The sequence below is a fragment of the Dokdonia sp. Asnod3-C12 genome, assembly GCF_045063975.1.
GTDB lineage: Bacteria > Bacteroidota > Bacteroidia > Flavobacteriales > Flavobacteriaceae > Dokdonia.
Genome location: NZ_JBEFNY010000003.1, coordinates 114,203 through 133,422 on the forward strand (window position 1 = coordinate 114,203; position 19,220 = coordinate 133,422).

The 19,220-nt window shown below is 34.6% G+C and carries 16 protein-coding genes; 7 read left to right on the forward strand and 9 right to left on the reverse strand.

Annotation, left to right across the window (positions count from 1 at the left end; genetic code table 11):
• Positions 1–282: 282 nt before the first annotated feature.
• From ACJJVW_RS00540 to ACJJVW_RS00550, 3 genes are all read left to right on the forward strand, one after another.
• Positions 283–558, forward strand: coding sequence for a hypothetical protein (locus tag ACJJVW_RS00540; RefSeq protein ID WP_405250383.1), 276 nt, complete (start codon positions 283–285; stop codon positions 556–558).
• A 274-nt stretch (positions 559–832) separates the two neighbouring features.
• A complete protein-coding gene (locus ACJJVW_RS00545; RefSeq protein ID WP_405250384.1) occupies positions 833–1,381 on the forward strand; it encodes a hypothetical protein in 549 nt (182 codons plus the stop codon).
• A gap of 220 nt (positions 1,382–1,601) precedes the next feature.
• The gene (locus ACJJVW_RS00550; protein WP_405250385.1) at positions 1,602–2,069 is read left to right on the forward strand and encodes a hypothetical protein; all 468 of its coding nucleotides are present in this window, start codon (positions 1,602–1,604) and stop codon (positions 2,067–2,069) included.
• Between the two features lie 150 nt (positions 2,070–2,219).
• Here the strand turns inward: ACJJVW_RS00550 and ACJJVW_RS00555 are convergent, their stop codons facing one another.
• Positions 2,220–2,816: a DUF6642 family protein gene (locus ACJJVW_RS00555; RefSeq protein WP_405250386.1), complete on the reverse strand. Its 597-nt coding sequence runs from the start codon at positions 2,814–2,816 to the stop codon at positions 2,220–2,222.
• 388 nt (positions 2,817–3,204) lie between these two features.
• Here ACJJVW_RS00555 and ACJJVW_RS00560 point away from each other — a divergent pair, with 388 nt between their 5' ends.
• The gene (locus tag ACJJVW_RS00560; RefSeq protein ID WP_405250387.1) at positions 3,205–6,837 is read left to right on the forward strand and encodes a PAS domain-containing protein; all 3,633 of its coding nucleotides are present in this window, start codon (positions 3,205–3,207) and stop codon (positions 6,835–6,837) included.
• Between the two features lie 270 nt (positions 6,838–7,107).
• Here ACJJVW_RS00560 and ACJJVW_RS00565 read toward each other — a convergent pair whose 3' ends face one another.
• Entirely contained in the window at positions 7,108–7,425 is a 318-nt protein-coding gene (locus tag ACJJVW_RS00565; protein WP_405250388.1) for a winged helix-turn-helix transcriptional regulator, read from the reverse strand.
• A gap of 119 nt (positions 7,426–7,544) precedes the next feature.
• On the opposite strand from ACJJVW_RS00565, the gene ACJJVW_RS00570 reads away from it, so the two are divergent.
• Positions 7,545–8,057, forward strand: coding sequence for a lactoylglutathione lyase family protein (locus tag ACJJVW_RS00570; protein WP_405250389.1), 513 nt, complete (start codon positions 7,545–7,547; stop codon positions 8,055–8,057).
• 77 nt (positions 8,058–8,134) lie between these two features.
• Here the strand turns inward: ACJJVW_RS00570 and ACJJVW_RS00575 are convergent, their stop codons facing one another.
• The 5 genes from ACJJVW_RS00575 to ACJJVW_RS00595 form a co-directional block, all read right to left on the reverse strand.
• A complete protein-coding gene (locus ACJJVW_RS00575) occupies positions 8,135–10,408 on the reverse strand; it encodes an aconitate hydratase (RefSeq protein ID WP_405250390.1) in 2,274 nt (757 codons plus the stop codon).
• A 510-nt stretch (positions 10,409–10,918) separates the two neighbouring features.
• Positions 10,919–11,872 carry a MoxR family ATPase gene (locus ACJJVW_RS00580; RefSeq protein WP_298327737.1) on the reverse strand — a complete coding sequence of 318 codons (954 nt, stop codon included), beginning with the start codon at positions 11,870–11,872 and terminating at the stop codon, positions 10,919–10,921.
• Positions 11,873–11,881: 9 nt separating this feature from the next.
• A complete protein-coding gene (locus ACJJVW_RS00585) occupies positions 11,882–13,333 on the reverse strand; it encodes a peptidylprolyl isomerase (RefSeq protein WP_405250391.1) in 1,452 nt (483 codons plus the stop codon).
• On the reverse strand, positions 13,293–14,162 hold the full coding sequence (locus tag ACJJVW_RS00590) for a peptidyl-prolyl cis-trans isomerase (protein ID WP_405250392.1): 870 nt from the start codon (positions 14,160–14,162) through the stop codon (positions 13,293–13,295). Before ACJJVW_RS00590 ends, ACJJVW_RS00585 begins: the two co-directional genes overlap by 41 nt.
• Positions 14,152–16,095 (reverse strand): peptidylprolyl isomerase, encoded by a 1,944-nt coding sequence (locus ACJJVW_RS00595; RefSeq protein ID WP_405250393.1) that lies wholly within the window; start codon positions 16,093–16,095, stop codon positions 14,152–14,154. The genes ACJJVW_RS00590 and ACJJVW_RS00595 overlap by 11 nt, the downstream gene beginning before the upstream one ends.
• Before the next feature lie 132 nt (positions 16,096–16,227).
• On the opposite strand from ACJJVW_RS00595, the gene ACJJVW_RS00600 reads away from it, so the two are divergent.
• Positions 16,228–16,470 (forward strand): hypothetical protein, encoded by a 243-nt coding sequence (locus tag ACJJVW_RS00600; RefSeq protein WP_339849601.1) that lies wholly within the window; start codon positions 16,228–16,230, stop codon positions 16,468–16,470.
• 80 nt (positions 16,471–16,550) lie between these two features.
• On the forward strand, positions 16,551–17,063 hold the full coding sequence (locus tag ACJJVW_RS00605; protein ID WP_298327722.1) for an OmpH family outer membrane protein: 513 nt from the start codon (positions 16,551–16,553) through the stop codon (positions 17,061–17,063).
• A 61-nt stretch (positions 17,064–17,124) separates the two neighbouring features.
• On the opposite strand, the gene ACJJVW_RS00610 is transcribed toward ACJJVW_RS00605, so the two are convergent.
• Positions 17,125–17,511, reverse strand: a complete 387-nt coding sequence (locus tag ACJJVW_RS00610; protein ID WP_013751908.1) for a nucleoside triphosphate pyrophosphohydrolase family protein — start codon at positions 17,509–17,511, stop codon at positions 17,125–17,127.
• Between the two features lie 354 nt (positions 17,512–17,865).
• Positions 17,866–19,140 carry a serine hydroxymethyltransferase gene (gene glyA, locus ACJJVW_RS00615; RefSeq protein ID WP_013751906.1) on the reverse strand — a complete coding sequence of 425 codons (1,275 nt, stop codon included), beginning with the start codon at positions 19,138–19,140 and terminating at the stop codon, positions 17,866–17,868.
• Between the last annotated feature and the right edge of the window lie 80 nt (positions 19,141–19,220).

Below are 19,220 nucleotides of genomic sequence, written 5' to 3' on the forward strand. Positions count from 1 at the left end.
TAGTGCATTTGTAGTCTTGTATATAATTTATGTAATCGTCCTCATTCTAAGTATTTTAGGTTTGTGGTTTAAGAATACCAAAGAGTTCGCAATACATCTATTTGTTTATTTGTTATATACAGCTCTAATGGCAAGTATATTTAACAATGAAGATTACTTTAAATACGGTGGATCATTAGCAATTTTATTTTATGGATATTTATTTCCAGCTATACATTTCGTGATTTATGGAATAATTAAACTTGTAAAGTTGACTATAAAACATTGAATAACCTTACACTAATGAAATCACCACCAGATCACTTCTTAAATCAAATTATCGGGCAGACTGTTGAGAGCGTGTATCAAGTAGATTTCAATGAAAATAGAGACACTCACCTACCATGGCTTTTATTTATAACATTTGAGCGTTTTGATAAATATCTTGAAATTGAAGGCGGTTTTGATGGTGATCACATAAAACTAGATTTGAATGCCTTGTCGGAGCTTAACTCTAGACTTAAAGAAAATGATTTGAAGGACTTTCCCGACTTATGGCAAGTATATGAAGCCAGATAAATTGAAACCATTGGAAAACTAATACATCAATCTATAGTAAAGTGCGAATATGGAATAGATAAAGATGAGGTTATGATAAATGGTAATATAGTAAAAGGACAAAAAGACCTTTTTACATTTATATGCTTTTATTATAACAACAATTATATCAGAGTTGCTGCAGGTAGCGCTGAGCTCTCTATTTTAGATAAAGATCATAACGACTTGCACTTTAAGGATACGTTTGATATCTATGTTGCTTGTAAATCCTCATCATAAGAACATTTCTAAATATATGATTAAACAATTATTAATAATATTTGGGATTCTATTCTCCTTAAATTCTTGTGAGCAAAACGAATCAAGAAAAATTGATGATGGCAGATTAAAAGAAGTTGTAAAAACAAAAGTACAAACTTCAGATTATAAACCTGTTAAGGTATCCTATATTGAAAATGATAGTTTGGTATTTTCTTTAAAATCTAAATTAGAAAAAATTGTACGTAATAAAATATTTGCGATACAGAAAAAGCCAATACAAAATAGACACGTTGACAATTTAGTGGATACTATTATAACTCGAACGTTTGATAAGACAAAAATCATGTCTTATAGAGCAACAGATGAAGAATGGGTTTATTACGCTAAAATTGTGAATTCCGAATTTGAACTGAATGACTTTATAAAAATTGGAAGCAATAAAAATGTTCTTGATAAATTACTTAGACAAGAAATTCTCAATGACACGGTAGAAATTAGAAATTTAGAACAAACGTCTATTTTCAAATTAATATTTCAATCTAAAAGATTACAACTAATTGAATATAATGGGTATGTGGATTGAATGCGATTGACTTAAAAATAACTAGTCAACAATAATCCAAGTTAAACTTAGCTCTTACCATTATATTGGTTAGAATATTCTAGCATTGGAACTATCAATTAATAATGTGGTTTTAATAGTTCATTTTCTTTAGGTTAAACACTCAATACCGTAACAAAACTGCTGATTTACGTACTAACTAATAACTATGTAAATCTCCAGAACGTTATAAATTAAAATCATGTATCCACTATCACTCACCAACCGCATATTATATGGCATTACCGTACTCATATCACTGGTGGTACTTATGGATTTTGCTTTGCCTGGAACTCGGTATTCGGAAGATGTGGTTTCCGTATCTAGAAACAAAGAAAAATATTATAATGCTGGCGGAAACTCGCACAATACGTATCAAGTAGTGACTCCTACTCGTCAGTTTTCGGTTTCAAAAGATGTTGCAACCACTTTGGAGGGTAACCAAATTGATTATGCGCTGTCTTTGCTTTTTAAAGAAGTTAATGAGTATAAGCTAGCTACGTCAGAGAAGAACCACCTCTATTCTTTTAGAGTAGTTTCTGGGCTGGTACTTCCACTGCTTGTCCTTCTTGCTTTAGGCATCAGTTATGGCTTTAAAAAAGACTTAAGCATCCTGCTCTTTGTTTTACAAGTTTTAACGGTAGGGAATCTTTTTATGCTATTGCTTTAGTTCGCTCAGCCATTCGTTATAATTCGTCAATTCTAATAATGACTAGTCTATCTTCTATTCTTGAAAATGTGTTGAATTAATGAGAATATGATGTTGAGATGTCACATTTTCGCGAAAGCGTATTCCACAAAACTCTTCCTCAATTAACGGTTAATAATACAATCTAAAATCAAGTAGTTTACAGAGTTTATAGTGTTTTTGAAACATCTCTTCTACCACTTCTTTAAAGTCTTCATTTTCTTGAAACATATTAAAAAACACCCTATCTATGGTATCTGTGCTCGATAATGTGTTCTTGCTAGATCCATAGCCAGAGATTGCTCGAGCACCAGTAACATCAAGGAAATATTGCGATTCTTCGTCAGTTAAGTCGAGTGCTTTTTTATTTGAAAAATGTATGATTTTACCAGTCATTCTTCCTTCAAAAATTTCGGCAATTTCCTCAATGCTGTAGTAATAATCATTGAGCATGATATTGTTAGCTTGGCCTGGCATTATAAGGTAAATGAGTTCATAATCTTTAAAATTATGGTCATCATACACCAGCGTGTTTAAACTTTCCTCTAAGCCTTCTATGGTGTCGCACGTCTTATAGATACTAGCAATTCCTTGTTTTAGAGCGATATCTTCGAGTGTTGTTACCACCTCTGTGGCAAATTCTTGATCGACATCTGGAACTGCCTCAAGACAGTAAATAAATTTTTCTGCTGCTACCGAGGGGATAATGCTGGCAAAGGTATCCTTCATATTGCTTATTATTCTTGCACAATCTCCATACTCGACTATAGAGCGATTTTATAAGAGATGTTATGCTTGTGCTATAGTCTACAAAAATAAAAGAAAACCATCTTAGCAGCTGTTAAAGACTGTCTTAAAAATGACGCCAATATTGAGTAGTAACAAGCTCATAACTTGTTTAAGCTTACTCTTAGAATATTACATAAATAGACTAATAAAAATATTATATTAATAAAATGTATGTTGTGTTTTTTGTACGCTTTCGCGAAAGCATAACCTAATCTTTTTTAGTATTATAAGTGCTATATTGTTTATTTTTAATAGTTTTATTTATTAACTTAATAATTAAGCTATTAGCTCCCAAATTGATAGAACAAAAGGCTAAAGTTATTACAGTATGGAATTAGATAAAAAGCCTACTTACCAAGAATTAGAAAGACAAATAGAAGTACTAAAGTCTGAGAAACAACAAGATTACAAGACACTATTTGATAACTCTACAATTTCCATTTGGAATGAAGATTTTACGCTCGTATTTGAAGAAATAGAGAGGCTTAGAGATAATGGCGTTTCTAATATCAAGAAATATTTAAAGAAAAATCCCGATGTGCTATTTACGTTAATTCAAAAAATAAGAATTAACAGTGTCAATAAAGCTACTTTAAAGTTGTTTAAAGCAGAAGATAATCAAGCATTTTTTGATAACCTACAAAATACTTTTGGGCATGGAGCAAACAAAGTGTTTATAAAACTTATAGGGGATATATGGAAAAATAAAAAAACATTTACTTCTGAAGTAAATTACAAGACCTTAAAGGGTGATGAGTTTAAGGCATTATTTTCTATACGTATACCTCAAACTTTATTAGAACAGAAAACAGTACCTGTCACTATACAAGACATTAGTGAATTAAAAGCAGTAGAATCTGCAAAGAAAGAATCCATATTAAAATTACAGCAGGCTCAAAAGCTAGGAAAAATTGGTAGTTGGGAATGGGAATGGAAAACTGATACTGCTTACTGGTCTGATGAAATGTATAACATTTATGGTGTCAAAAGAGGAGTGTTTATCCCTACTAGTGATAATGTAAGAGAATTAATTTTTAAGGAAGATAGACCTAAGGTGAAGAATGTGATTAAAAAACTTTTCACTGATAAATCTATGGAACCATTCGAATTCAGAATTGTAAGAGCAAATAATGAGATAAGACATTTAAGTATTCTTGGTATAGAATTTATAAATAACAAGGTTTTTGGTGTAACTCAAGATATAACAGATAGAAAATTAATAGAAGATGATCTAGATGAAGCACAAACGCTGGCAAAAGTAGGAAGCTGGATATTTAATATTGAAGAAAGAAAAATGGATTGGTCTAAAGTGATGTTCCACATTTGGGGATTTGAGCCAAACCAAGGCACTCCTGCATACAATGTGTTACTTGATCATATCCATCCTGATGATTTGGAACTGTGGGATACTTCAATAAAAAAGGCTAGTACTCGCGGAGTTCCATATGATATAGAACATAAAATATGCCTTTCTGACGGAACGGAAAAAGTAATAAGGTGTATATGTGAGCCTGTAGTGGGTCCCTATGGAAATGTAATTAGTTTAAAAGGAACCGGGCAAGATATTACTGAGCAAAAACTTATTGATGCAGAACTTATAAAAGCTAAAGTAAAGGCTGAGGAAAGTAAAAATCACCTAAATAATATTATAGATAATATAGGTGATCCCGTTTTTGTAAAAGATGATCAAAGCAGACTGCTCATTGTAAATGATTCATTTTGTAGTCTTTTTGGCTTTAATAGAAAAGATGTCATTGGTAAAACTCTTGATGAGCATGTGTCAAAAGCCGAGAGAGAAGCTTTCTTAAAAATTGACAGACAATTAATACGTGACGGAATTGAAAATATAACTGAAGAATCACTTACCATAAGGGGTGGAGAAACTCAAAGAATCTCTACTAGGAAAACACGTTTTATAGATCCAAAAGGAAACGTTTTTATAGTTGGCGTTATACATGACATCACAGAACGCTTTAAAACAGAAAACCTAATAAAGGAAGCAAAAGAGCGTGCCGAAGAAAATGAAGAACGCTTCCGTATATTAATGCGTAACCTAGAAGCAGGAGTTGTTGTTCATGCCCCAGATACATCAATTGTGCAGTGCAACTCTAGAGCGTCACAAATTCTAGGTTTAGATGAGAGGTATATACAAGGAAAAACAGGAGAAGGTATGGAACTGAAACTTGTTAAGCACGATGCTTCCACACTAGCAATTACTGAATATCCCGTTAATAAAGTTGCAAACACAAAAGAGTCAATAAAAAATCAAGTTATAGGGCTAAAACGAGATGATAAAGGCGAAATTACTTGGGTAACTCTAAATGGTTTTCCAGTACTAGATAGCGCTGGAGGAATTAAAGAAATCGTTACAGTTTTCTTTGATATTACAGAGCAAAGACAAAATGAAAAGGATAAACTAAGAGCTAAAATATTATTAGACAAAACAGAAAAGGAGCTAAGTGATGCACAGTCCTTAGCCAAAATTGGAAGTTGGCTAGTAAAACCATCTTCTGGTATGAAAATGGAATGGTCTAAAGAGATGTACAATATCTGGGGTTTTGATTATGAAAAGAAAAATCCTGAATACCAAAATGTGGTTGACAGAGTTCACCCCGATGATTTGAGTATTCTTAAGAATGCCGTAGATCAAGCTATTAATCAAGGAATCCCATATAATATTGAATATAGGATTTGTGTGCCTAATCAACCACAAAAAACAGTGAGAGCTATATGTCAACCTGTAATTGATGATGATGGAAAAGTGTTAAGTCTAGCTGGGACTAATCAAGATATAACTCAACAAAAATTATTAGCAACAGAACTTATAGAGGCTAAGGAAAAAGCTGAGGAGAGTGATAGGCTTAAATCTGCTTTTCTTGCTAATTTGAGCCACGAGATGCGAACTCCAATGAATGGTATTTTAGGCTTCTCTGAATTATTGAGAAGAAAGAATATTTCTGAAGAGAAGAAAGATATTTACCTAGAGCTCATAGAAAAAGAAGGACACCGCCTTTTGAGTTTTATTTCTAACATTGTAGATATTTCAAAAATAGAATCAAATACTATAAACATTGATTACTCTCATATTAATGTAAATACTCTTATTAATGATCTCTATTCAAAATATTATATAAAATTAGAAAATACAAGTATTAAACTTCAAGTAGAAAAAGGTCTAGAAGAAGCAGATAGTTTTATAGAAACAGATGAGAATAAACTCGTCCAAATAATATCTAACTTATTAGAAAATGCTATAAAATTTACTAAAGAAGGTGCTATAGAATTTGGTTATACTCTAAAAGGAAAAAATCTTCAATTTTATGTCAAGGATTCTGGAATTGGAATAGATAAAGAAGAGCAAATAAATATTTTCAATAGGTTTACGCAAGGTAGGCGAGAGCAAACTCACAATCTAGGAGTAGGACTTGGACTATCTATCGTAAAAGGTCTCGTTAAACTTTTACATGGTGAAGTGTGGATTGATTCTCAAACAGGAAAGGGTTCTACATTTTTCTTTACAATCCCATATAAAAAAGTTATTGATAATACGGTCATTATTAATGAATACAACGAGAACACGCTTGAAGATGGCGATTTTACTATTTTAATAGCCGAAGATGATAATTTGAGCTTTCTGTATATACAGGCCTGTCTTTCTGATTTTAATTGCTCAATAATAAGAGCAGTAAATGGAAAAGAAGCGGTGGAGATTGTCAATCAAAACGCTGCTATTGACTTAGTGCTAATGGATATCAATATGCCAGAAATGGATGGTAACGAGGCATTAAAAGAAATAAGAAAAACAAATAAAGAAATAACTATTATCGCTCAAACAGGCTTAGCTATGTCCGGAGATAAAGAAAAAATGCTCAATGCAGGGTTTGATGACTATATATCAAAACCTATTTCTACAACACAACTCATAAGCACGATAAATAAACACTTAAAAGTAGTAAGTTAATCTAGTCTCTAATTTATATGTTTAGAAGCATGGTAAAGTACAGCATTAACTCATTTGAAAACTAATTAGTACTAGTATATCGGCCATGACTCTCTTTCTAATAGATAAAAGCACAAAAACCTAAGAGTTTAAAATTCCAGAACACGACACTTCTTTTATGCACCGCAGTACCTTTTACAAAATTAAACTTCTCAGATCTGAAGTATGGTTATCAAAAAGTTCAAGTGCAATATAAAATGTGTTTATTCTAATTGATCAACAGAAGTCTTCTTAAAATTCATTTTGAAAATCTTCCTCTCCCCAAGTATCAAGACTTCTTAAAATAGCTTCTAGAGAAGCTCCTCTCTTAGTAAGGCTATATTCTACTCTAGGAGGTACTACTGGAAAAACTTTTCTAGTAACAAGCCCGTCTTTTTCTAATTCTCGGACGGTTTGTGTAAACATTTTATTAGAAATTCCTGGCACCTTTTTTTGTAGTACACCAGAACGTAAGGCGCCTTCTAATAAATGAAATAAAACAAGAGGTTTCCATTTAGTCCCTATTAAATTCATTGTATAATTAAGCGGACATGTAATTTTACCACTCATTTATTAACCTTTAAACATCTTAAAATCATTATTTTACTCTTTTAGTTATGTATATAACATTTTAGTAAGTTATTGACATCAAGAGCAATATAGTCTAATTTTGAAGAAAAATAAAATTTATGAGCAATACAAAGAATTATCCAAAATCATTCTCTCACATTGGTTTATCTGTTCCAAATATCAAAAAAGCGGTTGAGTTTTACTCAGAGGTAATGGGATGGTATATCATTATGCCTCCATCGATTGTAAAAAAAGAAAAAGATACAGCTATAGGACAGATGTGTATTGACGTTTTTGGCGACGACTGGGAAACTTTTGAAATTGCGCACCTATCGACTTCAGATGGTATAGGAGTAGAGTTATTTTCATTTCCCAATAAGGATATGAAACCGTCAGAATTTAATCCTTTTAACACAGGACTTTTTCACTTTTGCGTTCAAGATCCAAATATTGAAGAACTCATTGAAAAAATTGTTTCTTATGGAGGAAAGCAAAGAATGCCTATAAGAGAGTACTATCCTAAAGATAAGCCTTATAAAATGTGCTATGTAGAAGATCCTTTTGGAATTGTATTTGAAATATACACTCACAGTTATGAGTTAACATATTCCTCTGGTGCCTACACAGAATGAAAACTCGTACATAGTTTAAAAACAAAAAGCTCCGCTGTTACCAGCGGAGCTTTTTTATAGTTTAAAAGGATTACTACTTATGCAGCGTTCTCCTTTTTTATTAAGTTAAGAGCACTTCCCTCACGGTACCATGCTATCTGAGCATCGTTGTACGTGTGGTTTACTTTAATAGTATCCTTACTTCCGTCTGCGTGTACAAGCTCTACTGTAAGAGGCTTATCTGGCGCAAAACTAGCAATATCTACAAAGTTGAAAGTATCATCTTCTTGAATTAAGTCGTAATCAGACTCAACAGAGAAGGTAAGACCTAGCATTCCTTGTTTCTTAAGGTTTGTCTCGTGTATACGTGCAAATGATTTTACAATCACAGCAGCTACACCTAAGTGGCGAGGCTCCATAGCGGCATGCTCACGTGAAGAACCTTCTCCATAGTTGTGATCTCCTACTACTACAGTTTTGATTCCCGCTTTCTTATAAGCACGTGCAGTATCTGGCACTCCACCAAACTCTCCATCCATTTGGTTCTTAACAAAATTTGTTTTCTTACCAAATGCATTTACAGCACCTATTAAACAGTTGTTAGAAATGTTATCTAAGTGACCTCTATAACGTAACCATGGTCCAGCCATAGAAATGTGGTCTGTAGTACATTTTCCGAAAGCTTTGATAAGCAATTTCATTCCTTGCATCTCGCTATCAAGAATAGGCTCAAAAGGCGTTAATAACTCAAGACGTTCTGAGTCTGCAGCTACTTTTACAATCACTCCACTACCATCTTCTACTGGAGCTAGGTAACCATTATCCTTTACTTCAAATCCTTTAGGAGGAAGTTCCCATCCTGTAGGCTCGTCAAACATAACCTCTTGACCATCTTCGTTAAGAAGTGAATCTGTAAGAGGGTTAAAATCTAGACGTCCAGATATTGCAATTGCTGCAGTAATTTCTGGTGAAGCTACAAAGGCATGTGTATTAGGGTTACCATCTGCACGCTTTGCAAAGTTTCTGTTAAACGAGTGTACAATACTGTTTTTAGGAGCATTTTTTGGATCGCTGTAACGTGCCCATTGCCCGATACATGGTCCACAAGCATTTGTAAAAATCTTAGCATCTAGCTTTTCAAAGATTCCTAAAATTCCGTCGCGCTCTGTAGTGTAACGTACAAGCTCAGATCCTGGGTTAATTCCAAGTTCTGACTTCATTTTTATTCCTTTATCTAGTGCTTGTTGAGCAATAGATGAAGCTCTTGAAAGATCTTCATAAGAAGAGTTTGTACAAGACCCTATAAGTCCCCACTCTACATTAAGAGGCCATTCATTTTTAGTAGCTTTCTCAGTCATATCCTTTCCTACAGTTGTAGAAAGATCTGGAGTAAAAGGTCCATTAAGTAATGGTCCTAACTCAGAAAGGTTAATATCAATTACCTGATCAAAATATTGTTCAGGATTTGCATATACTTCTTTATCTGCTGTAAGGTATTCTTTAACCTCGTTTGCTGCGTCTGCAACATCTGCACGGTCTGTAGCACGTAAGTAACGTTCCATAGACTCATCATAACCAAAGGTAGAAGTTGTTGCTCCTATCTCTGCTCCCATGTTACAGATAGTTCCTTTACCAGTACAAGACATTGCTGTAGCTCCAGGACCAAAATATTCTACAATTGCTCCAGTTCCTCCTTTTGCAGTAAGAATCTCAGCAACTTTAAGAATAACGTCTTTTGGTGCAGTCCATCCAGAAAGTTTTCCTGTAAGTCTAACTCCTATTAATTTAGGAAATTTAAGTTCCCAAGCCATACCAGCCATTACATCTACAGCATCTGCTCCACCTACACCTATCGCAACCATTCCTAGTCCTCCAGCGTTTACAGTGTGAGAATCTGTACCTATCATCATTCCTCCTGGGAAAGCGTAGTTTTCAAGAACTACTTGGTGTATAATACCAGCTCCTGGTTTCCAGAAACCAATACCATATTTATTAGAAACAGATTCTAAGAAGTTAAAAACTTCGCTAGATACATCGTTTGCGTTCTTAAGATCTGTAACCGCTCCTTCTTTTGCTTGAATCAAGTGATCACAGTGCACTGTAGTAGGTACTGCCACTTTATCTTTACCAGCTTGCATAAATTGCAATAAAGCCATCTGTGCAGTAGCATCTTGACAAGCGATACGATCTGGAGCAAAGTCTACGTAATCCTTTCCACGAGTAAATGCTTTAGAAGCTTTTCCCTCCCATAGGTGAGAATATAAAATCTTTTCAGAAAGTGTCAAGGGCTTACCTACAAGGTCACGAGCGGCATCTACACGCTCAGACATATTTGCATAAACCTTCTTGATCATATCAATATCAAATGCCATATATAATGTATTAGGGTTGTTAAATAGTACCGCTATATTTTGCGGTTCACGAAAATACAAAATACCTTAAAGAATAACAATAGCAGGAAGCCCCATACTTAGCCAATAGCGCGTATTGATAAACCATCTCAAATACTGCGAAGTAATTATCAAATTCAAAAAAAGGAGTGGTTCAAATTATCAAATTGACAATTTAACCCTTATAAAATTTGCTCATTGTAATATTCCGCTTTCGCGAAAATGTGATTTTATTGAATATAATTGCATATACATACACCTAAGCTATCTAGAAAATACTAGAAAGCATGAAAACCGAAATTAAATTAACAATCATGCATTTAATTCAATAATCAATAGATTATGTGACATAGAAAAGCCATTAAATCACGATATGGATTTAATGGCTTAGAAATTTTCGCATCTATGCGAGTATGTATAATGCAATTAAAAGACTGTTTTAGAATGTGTCTTACTGTCAAGATTGCAGCAGCACTTTTTCGCGAAAGCGGATTAGAATAGGCTCTTGATAATATCTTCTATACTCAAACCTTCTGCTTCTGCCTTATAGTTCTTAATCATTCTGTGACGAAGGATTCCCGTAGCAACTTTTTGTACATCCTCAATATCTGGCGAGAATTTACCGTGTACAGCAGCATGTGTTTTTGCTCCTAAAATTAAGTTTTGTGACGCTCTTGGTCCAGCTCCCCAGTCTATGTAATCATTTACAATCTGAGCCGCCTTCTCTGTTTTAGGTCGAGTTTTGCTTACGAGATTTACGGCATATTCAATCACATTATCTGCTACTGGAATACGTCGCACTAGCTGCTGAAAGTCTATAATCTCTTGTGCATTTAACAATGCATTTACCGTAGGTTTTGCCGCAGATGTTGTTGCCTTTACCACATCTACCTCTTCTTGAAACGAAGGGTAATCGAGGTTGATAGAAAACATAAAACGGTCTAACTGAGCCTCTGGTAGCGGGTAAGTTCCCTCCTGCTCTATTGGGTTTTGAGTAGCCAGTACAAAGTAAGGAAGCGATAATGGGTATCGTTCTCCAGCTACTGTCACCACGCGCTCTTGCATTGCTTCTAGAAGCGCAGCCTGCGTTTTTGGAGGTGTACGGTTAATCTCATCTGCAAGAACAATATTTGAAAATATAGGTCCTTTAATAAATTTGAACTTACGAGACTCATCCAGAATTTCAGAACCTAGAATATCACTAGGCATTAAATCTGGTGTAAACTGTATTCTTTTAAAATCAAGTCCAAGAGTCGTTGCAATAGTATTTACCATCAAGGTTTTTGCAAGTCCAGGAACACCTATAAGTAGAGCGTGACCTCCAGAAAATATAGATAAAAGAATCTCATCAATTACTTTATCTTGACCTACAATAATCTTTGAAATTTCTGCTTTTAGAATCTTGTGTTTCTCTACTAGATTCTTGATAGCCGCAACGTCAGACATAAATATCTTTTATTTTTTTAACCAATTACTTACAAACTCGCAGTCACGATTTTCACCATTGATTTTAATGTAAGTTTCTACAATCTTTTCTTTTTGCCACTTCTCAATAGCAGCAATTTGCTTTTCACGTAGTGCAAGATCTTTAATTTTGATATAATCTTTTACATAATCTGCTTTATGCTCTTCAAGGCGGTTATCTACCGTGTAGATTAAAAATTGTTTTGTACCAGTTCTTGTTTGATCTGTGTAAACTAGAGATACTTCTTCATCTGCAAGGTTACTTACCTTAGGATAAATATCTGGATCGAGTCTACCTAATTCAAAACGCTTATCAAGTGATTGAGGATTAGTAAGTGTTCCTCCATCAAATTTTGTCTCTTTCTCATCAGAAAATTCTTTGGCAGCTTCCTCAAAGGTAAGTTCGCCATCTATGATGCGCTTTCTCACTTTGTTTACAAGATCTTTTGCTTCCTCTTCTTGAGCTTCTTTAATTTCTGGAACAATTAATATGTGTCTAATATCTTTACGTTCTCCTTTTGTTTTTTCTACAGTTACAATGTGAAAACCAAATTCTGTCTCAAACGGCTCACTCACTTCTCCATCTTGTAAACTAAAGGCTACATCTCTAAATTCTTTTACCAAAGGTGTTTTACGATCTATAACCATTAAGCCACCATCTGGTCTTGAAGCTGCGTCATCTGTGTACAGTACCGCTTTTGTAGCAAAACTACTTCCATTCTCAAGAATATCTCTACGGAAACCTTTAAGGCGGTCTATAACTTTCTGGCGCTCTTCTTCGGTAGCTTTAGGCTCAATTACAATACGTGCAATCTCTAGCTCTACTCCAAAAGTAGGAAGCTCATCTGCTGGTATGTTGTTAAAAAATGTTTTAATCTCGTCTGGAGTAACATCTACAGATTCAATTATCTTCTGATTCATGCGGTCAGAAAGTATAACATTCTTTCTAATGCTAAATAACTCGGCACGTAAGTCTGCCATATTCTCTTTTCTGTAAAACTCAACTACCTTCTGCTCAGAACCTAGTTGTGAAGCAAAACGTTGCACCATCTGGTCTACCTCAGAATTAACACGACTATCTTGTACTACGATACTATCTTGAACTGCTTGGTGTGTAAGAAGTTTATTCTCGAGCAAGCTTCCTAAAACTTGGCAAGATGTTATATCTGCCGAAGCTTGACCTCTTTGCTTTATCTCGATAAGACTCTGATCAATATCACTTTCTAGAATCAAGTAGTCACCTACTACACCTGCTACACCATCTACCTTAAATTTCTTAAAAGGAGTTTTTACGGTATCATTTTGAACCGCTACTGCTGTTTCGGTTATCGTTGTAACTTCTGGAGTTACCGTTGTTTCTTGTGCAAAACTTAGCTGTGTTGCTGCAAGCAGCACTACTATATTAATTGTAAATTTCAAATTGTTTGTTTTTAATAGCATCATCCTTAATCTCCTTTTCAAGCTTTTTTATAAGCGCTAATTTCCTTTTATTCTTAATAATCTGATTGATCGTTGGTCTAACATATTCCAACGGGGCATTTTCGTTGCGCTCAAGGGTACTTTTTACAGCTACCAAATATAATCCTAATGAGTCTCGCAGTTGTAAGAAATTTGTTTTTTTTAACAAGTTGTTTGCATTCTCCTTGTTTATCGCATTTATTTGATCAATTACAGCACGCCTTTTTATCCATACTGAGTCATTCAAGAAATAATTCTTGTATTGAAACTTTAATGAATCTAAGGCATATTTATCCTTTTCATCCTTACTACTAAAATAAGACTTAAGTGTTTTAAGATTTTGATAATCCTCGTCTACTTGAATAAATTTAAACTGAACCAGAGGTTCATTAAGTAAGAAATTCTCTTTATTTTCCTCATAGAATTTCATCGCTTCACTATCAGAAACAACACTATCTAATTGCTTGTTTATAAGTGCATCTTTATAAAAACGTGTGTATAAATCACTTCGGTAGGATGAAACAAGCGCCTCAAACTCATCTTGATCTTCTTTTGGTAAATTTCTCAATGCTCCGTCTAGCAATAGCTGACTTGTAGCCCACGTATTAATGTAATTTTGTACAAAGGCAGCGCTATCACTTACCACATTCTTTGACATAACATCTTCAATAGTGCGCTGTGATAATGTATGATTATTCACCCGAGCGACTATTGTTTCTGTGTTGTCACTCTTGAAATAGCGGCAATTCACCATAGACAGCGAGACTACTGTAAACAGCAGAAATACAACGACTCTAGTGTTTTTAATTCTCATATTTCGTTATTAACGTATTTAAAACCTCTTTATTTATAGTGATTGTGCTTTTATCTCTTAAATTCTTTACAAACTTATTTTCCAACTCTTTCTGATAGTCACTTATAACTACACCTCTAACGTCCTTTAGTAATTGATCTTTTGCCTCTGTAATGGCTGTAACGTCATAAACTATAAAGTTATCTCCGTCTTCTATTAATTCACTCACTCCTTTAGATAGGTGCTGTCCTTCTGGTAACTCTTCTTCAGTTAGAACTCTAGTAGATAATAGTACAGGAGTATCATTCTTATTATTTAAAGATAATACGGCTTTTTCTGGCGTAATGCCTTTAGAAAGACTATTTCTATATTTTTTTGCTAAACTCTTGCTTTTTGTAGTACATACTGTAGCCTCATAAGTCTTTACACTTCTATAGTCTTCCTTATTTCTTAAGAAGAATTCTTGTAGACCTATGCTATCTTGTTGAGCTTTTTTCCAGATATTAGTTTCTAGTAAATCAAATAACAATAAACCTTCTTTGTATTCTTTTAATATATCACTAAAACCTTGATCCTCCTCTTCTAGGTGCTCGAGATGATAGTTTTTAAGTACAACACTCACAAAAGATTGAACTCCCTCTTTTACAAACTGATCTCTGTATCTGTAAGTCTTACGTGAATAAGACGCCAATAAATAGTCCGCTACCATTTTATAGGTGTATGTAGCTTTTCTTTTCCCTAAAGTAAATGCCACATTACTTAATGCCGGTTCATTATTAAGAACAATCTTAGTTTGAGAATATTTCTCTGGGAAGATACTTTCTAAATATGGCTGCAAGCCTTCGTCAAGAACTACATTGTATTTATTTCTCAACTTATTGTCTAACTTGACTGATATTACTTGTGCTCTCACATCTCTTGTTACTTTATTAGTAAGTGCAACTCGAGCATCCATATAGGTAGGCACTGGAGTTTTAGATAACAATTTTAAAATATGCCATCCAAATTCAGTTTTAAAAGGCTGCGAAATAGCACCAATATTTTCAAGTGAAAATGCTGTTTTTTCAAAAGCAGCACTACTCAATTGCCCTTGCTCAAACTCTTCTAGTTTTCCTCCCTTTTTATAAGACGCCCTATCATCACTATAATTAAGTGCTACTGTCTCAAAAGAAGCGCCTTCACTTAATAGCTTCGACACCTCATTAATTCTTTCCTCTGGGATAATAGTACTATCACTTTGATTTAAAGCAACCATAATGTGGGCAACTTGTACTTTTCCTTTTGACTTGCGAGCGGCAATAGGCTGAACGATATGATATCCAAAACTTGTTCTAAAAGGCTTAGAAACCTCATTAATTGCGGTATTATAGGCAGCATTCTCAAACGGATACACCATTTTAAAGGCTTTGAACCATCCTAGGTTACCTCCGTTCTTTTTGGCAGATGGATCTTCACTTATCGCTCTTGCTACTTTTTCAAAGTTTTCACCATTAATTATACGTTCCCTCGCTTGAGCAATGCTTCGGTACGCTACTAATGTATCATTAGGTAAAGCATCAGGGCTCACTCGCACAAGAATGTGACGTGCATTAAGCTCATTTACAGTTCTATCATAAGCTTCTTTTACAAGCTCTTCTGTTACCTTGACGTCATTGAGATAGCTTTTTGCAAGTTGTGCACGATAAGCAGATAATTCATCTTGATAAGACTTTTTATTATTAAGTCCCAATCTGTAGGCTTCTTGGACTTTGAGTTTGTAATTTATAAAAAGATCTAGATAATCTTCTGGAGCATTAGACTCATCTTCTTTTATGAGCTCTCTATTTTTCTCGTAAACCTTTGTAAACTCCTCACTATGAATATCTTCATCATTTATCGTTAATAATATGTCATTTTGAGCATGAGTAAAAAAAGATCCAGAAAGAAAAATAAGCAATAAAAAAAGGTGCTTCATAGTGTATTAAGTATGTGCAAAAATAAGTATTATGAACTGTTGTACCATAGCAACGAGATTATAGAATATTTAGTACCTACTGAGCTAGGTAGAAAATATATGCTATATTTTTGCTAGAAATTAAATCATATTATGTCTACAGAAGAACGACTTAAACTAATCTGGGATTTTAGAGGTCCAGACGCACATAAAATTGCATTACATCACGAGATTCACTTAAAAGAGTATGCAGCTGCACAGGTATTAAATACGCCTATAACAGGCACTCAACAAGTTACAGAAGATCACAGCATTGCATTTTTAGTTGTAGATAGAGAGGCGATGAAGCCCGTAAGAGATGCGCTTAAGCCTCACCGCGGGCAGCTATTTACTTAAAACTTACCACTTGGCACAGATATTGTCTTCTATCACATATATTTGCACGCGCAAATGATAATCTTAATAAATACTATACAATGAAAAAAATCGTACTTGGAATGTTTGTAGTGCTATTTACAGCAACAGCTTTTGCTCAAAGCAAAGTAGGAACTGTAGATGCCGACTTTATCCTAACAAAAATGCCTGAGCTTACAGGAGCAAATGAAAAAGTAAAAGCTTACAATCTTGATCTTGAAACGCAAATGAAAGCAAAGATTCAAGACTATGAGGCTAAGGTAAAATTATACCAAAGCGGTCAAGCAACTTTTACAGATGCAGACAAGAAAACTAAACAAGGAGAAATCATTGCTCTTGAAGAAGATATCTCAAAATTTCGTCAGAATGGTGCACAGCTTTTACAATTAAAGCAATCTGAAGTTGTACAACCTCTTTACAAGAAAATAGGAGAAATGGTAACTGTAGTAGCAAAAGAACAAGGTTACTCACACATTCTTACTATAGGTAACAATAACAACTTTGCATATGCAGACCCTGCAGCAGATATTACAATGGCTGTTCTTGCAAAACTAGGAATCACAGTAGAAGAGTAATCTTCCACTATATTTTATAAAAAAGCCGCTTCTACTAGATAGAAGCGGCTTTTTTATGTGATCACTTATCAAGTATACTCTTAATGTCTGGCTTAAAATAATTAGGCCCCTTAAGCACTTTTCCATCTTCACGATAGATAGGCTTACCATCTGCTCCTAGTTTACTCATATTAGAACGCTGTATTTCATTAAAGACCTCTTCAATTTTATCTTGCATTCCATGCTCGATGATCGTTCCACATAATATGTAAAGCATATCCCCTAGCGCATCTGCCACCTCTACTAGGTCACCAGCGTTTGCAGCTTCTAGGTATTCTTCATTTTCCTCTTTCATGAGGTTAAAGCGTAGCTCATTTTTCGATAGCGGGAGATTTGCAGTAGGTTTATCTTTTCGATCAAGACCATAAGTGTCATGAAATAATGTTACGGCGGCTATTTTATTTTTCATAAAGGATTTTGTTTTGTTACGCTTTCGCGAAAGCGTACTCAGTCGTATTTTTACAACTCCTAAAATACTTTAAATGTTTAGCACTGGTCAGATTATATTTGTTGTTTTTTTTATTGTGGCTTTCATACTTCTTATGGTATGGAGTTATAGAAAGGATTTATCCCTTCACAAAAAGCAATACAAAGGAAGTAAGTGGGTGCTGGTAGGTTTTATGGGGTTTATCGCTCTACTTGTGATAATAAAACTCGTACTGAAGCCTTAATAACATCACTGCGGTATAACATGCTGTAAGAAACTATTATAAAATAAAAAAGCCCGCATATAGCGGGCTTTTTTATTTTAAAGTGACAAGTGTTATGCTTTAAACAATGGTCTGTGTCCCATCATCTCGTTTACACTTGCTGCAACGTTTGCAAGTACTTCATCATTATCGTGATGCTGTATTGCTTTATCTATAAAGTTTGCAATCTCATGCATATCACCTTCTACAAGACCACGAGTGGTCACTGCAGCTGTACCTATACGTATACCAGAAGTAACAAATGGTGACTTATCATCAAATGGTACCATGTTTTTATTTACTGTAATATCTGCTTTTCCTAGTGCTTCTTCGGCTGCTTTACCTGTTACATTTTTATTGCGCAGGTCTATAAGCATCATGTGGTTATCTGTACCTCCAGAGATAATATCATAACCTTTAAGTACAAGTGCATCTGCGAGCATTGTCGCATTTTTCTTAACCTGTACCATATAATGTAAAAACTCATCTGTAAGTGCTTCTCCAAAGGCGATTGCCTTTGCTCCTATCACATGCATTAATGGTCCTCCCTGGTTTCCTGGAAAAATACCGCTATCTAATAATGAAGACATCATTCTTAGATTTCCATTCTTTAATTTGATTCCAAAAGGATTTTCAAAATCCTTGCCCATCATGATCATTCCGCCGCGAGGTCCTCTTAACGTTTTATGCGTCGTAGTAGTTACCACGTGACAGTGTGGGATAGGATCTGCAATGATTCCTTTTGCAATAAGCCCTGCTGGGTGAGCAACATCTGCTAGAAGGATTGCTCCTACTGAGTCTGCAATTTCGCGAAAGCGTTTATAATCTATCTCTCGAGAGTAAGCAGAAGCTCCAGCGATAATCATCTTAGGCTGTTCCTTTGTTGCTATCTCTTGAATTTTATCATAATTAAGTAGTCCCGTCTCCTTCTCTACTCCATAAAAAACTGGATTATATAAACGTCCAGAAAAGTTTACTGGAGATCCATGAGTAAGGTGACCACCATGTGCAAGATCAAAACCTAAAAATTTATCTCCAGGCTTTAAACAAGCATGGAACACTGCTGTGTTTGCTTGTGATCCAGAGTGTGGCTGTACGTTTGCATATGCTGCTCCAAAAAGTTCCTTTGCGCGCTCTATAGCAAGTGTCTCTACCTCGTCTACTACTTCACAACCACCGTAATATCTTTTTCCCGGGTATCCTTCGGCATATTTGTTAGTTAACACAGAACCTGCAGCTTCCATTACTTGGTCACTTACAAAGTTCTCTGAAGCAATAAGTTCAAGTCCGTTTAATTGGCGTTCTTTTTCTTCTTGGATTAGGTCAAAAATGGCAGTATCACGTTGCATAGTAAAATTGTTTGTTAAAGTGATACAAAAATACTACAAAGACTTTTTAAGAATGCTATAAATCCTATATTTGAAGAGAG

Coding starts and splice junctions, on each gene's coding strand:
- ACJJVW_RS00540 (WP_405250383.1), top strand. CDS start 283: ATGAAATCACCACCAGATCACTTCTTAAATCAAATTATCGGGCAGACT.
- ACJJVW_RS00545 (WP_405250384.1), top strand. CDS start 833: ATGATTAAACAATTATTAATAATATTTGGGATTCTATTCTCCTTAAAT.
- ACJJVW_RS00550 (WP_405250385.1), top strand. CDS start 1,602: ATGTATCCACTATCACTCACCAACCGCATATTATATGGCATTACCGTA.
- ACJJVW_RS00555 (WP_405250386.1), bottom strand. CDS start 2,816: ATGAAGGATACCTTTGCCAGCATTATCCCCTCGGTAGCAGCAGAAAAA.
- ACJJVW_RS00560 (WP_405250387.1), top strand. CDS start 3,205: ATGGAATTAGATAAAAAGCCTACTTACCAAGAATTAGAAAGACAAATA.
- ACJJVW_RS00565 (WP_405250388.1), bottom strand. CDS start 7,425: ATGAGTGGTAAAATTACATGTCCGCTTAATTATACAATGAATTTAATA.
- ACJJVW_RS00570 (WP_405250389.1), top strand. CDS start 7,545: ATGAGCAATACAAAGAATTATCCAAAATCATTCTCTCACATTGGTTTA.
- ACJJVW_RS00575 (WP_405250390.1), bottom strand. CDS start 10,408: ATGGCATTTGATATTGATATGATCAAGAAGGTTTATGCAAATATGTCT.
- ACJJVW_RS00580 (WP_298327737.1), bottom strand. CDS start 11,872: ATGTCTGACGTTGCGGCTATCAAGAATCTAGTAGAGAAACACAAGATT.
- ACJJVW_RS00585 (WP_405250391.1), bottom strand. CDS start 13,333: ATGATGCTATTAAAAACAAACAATTTGAAATTTACAATTAATATAGTA.
- ACJJVW_RS00590 (WP_405250392.1), bottom strand. CDS start 14,162: ATGAGAATTAAAAACACTAGAGTCGTTGTATTTCTGCTGTTTACAGTA.
- ACJJVW_RS00595 (WP_405250393.1), bottom strand. CDS start 16,095: ATGAAGCACCTTTTTTTATTGCTTATTTTTCTTTCTGGATCTTTTTTT.
- ACJJVW_RS00600 (WP_339849601.1), top strand. CDS start 16,228: ATGTCTACAGAAGAACGACTTAAACTAATCTGGGATTTTAGAGGTCCA.
- ACJJVW_RS00605 (WP_298327722.1), top strand. CDS start 16,551: ATGAAAAAAATCGTACTTGGAATGTTTGTAGTGCTATTTACAGCAACA.
- ACJJVW_RS00610 (WP_013751908.1), bottom strand. CDS start 17,511: ATGAAAAATAAAATAGCCGCCGTAACATTATTTCATGACACTTATGGT.
- glyA (WP_013751906.1), bottom strand. CDS start 19,140: ATGCAACGTGATACTGCCATTTTTGACCTAATCCAAGAAGAAAAAGAA.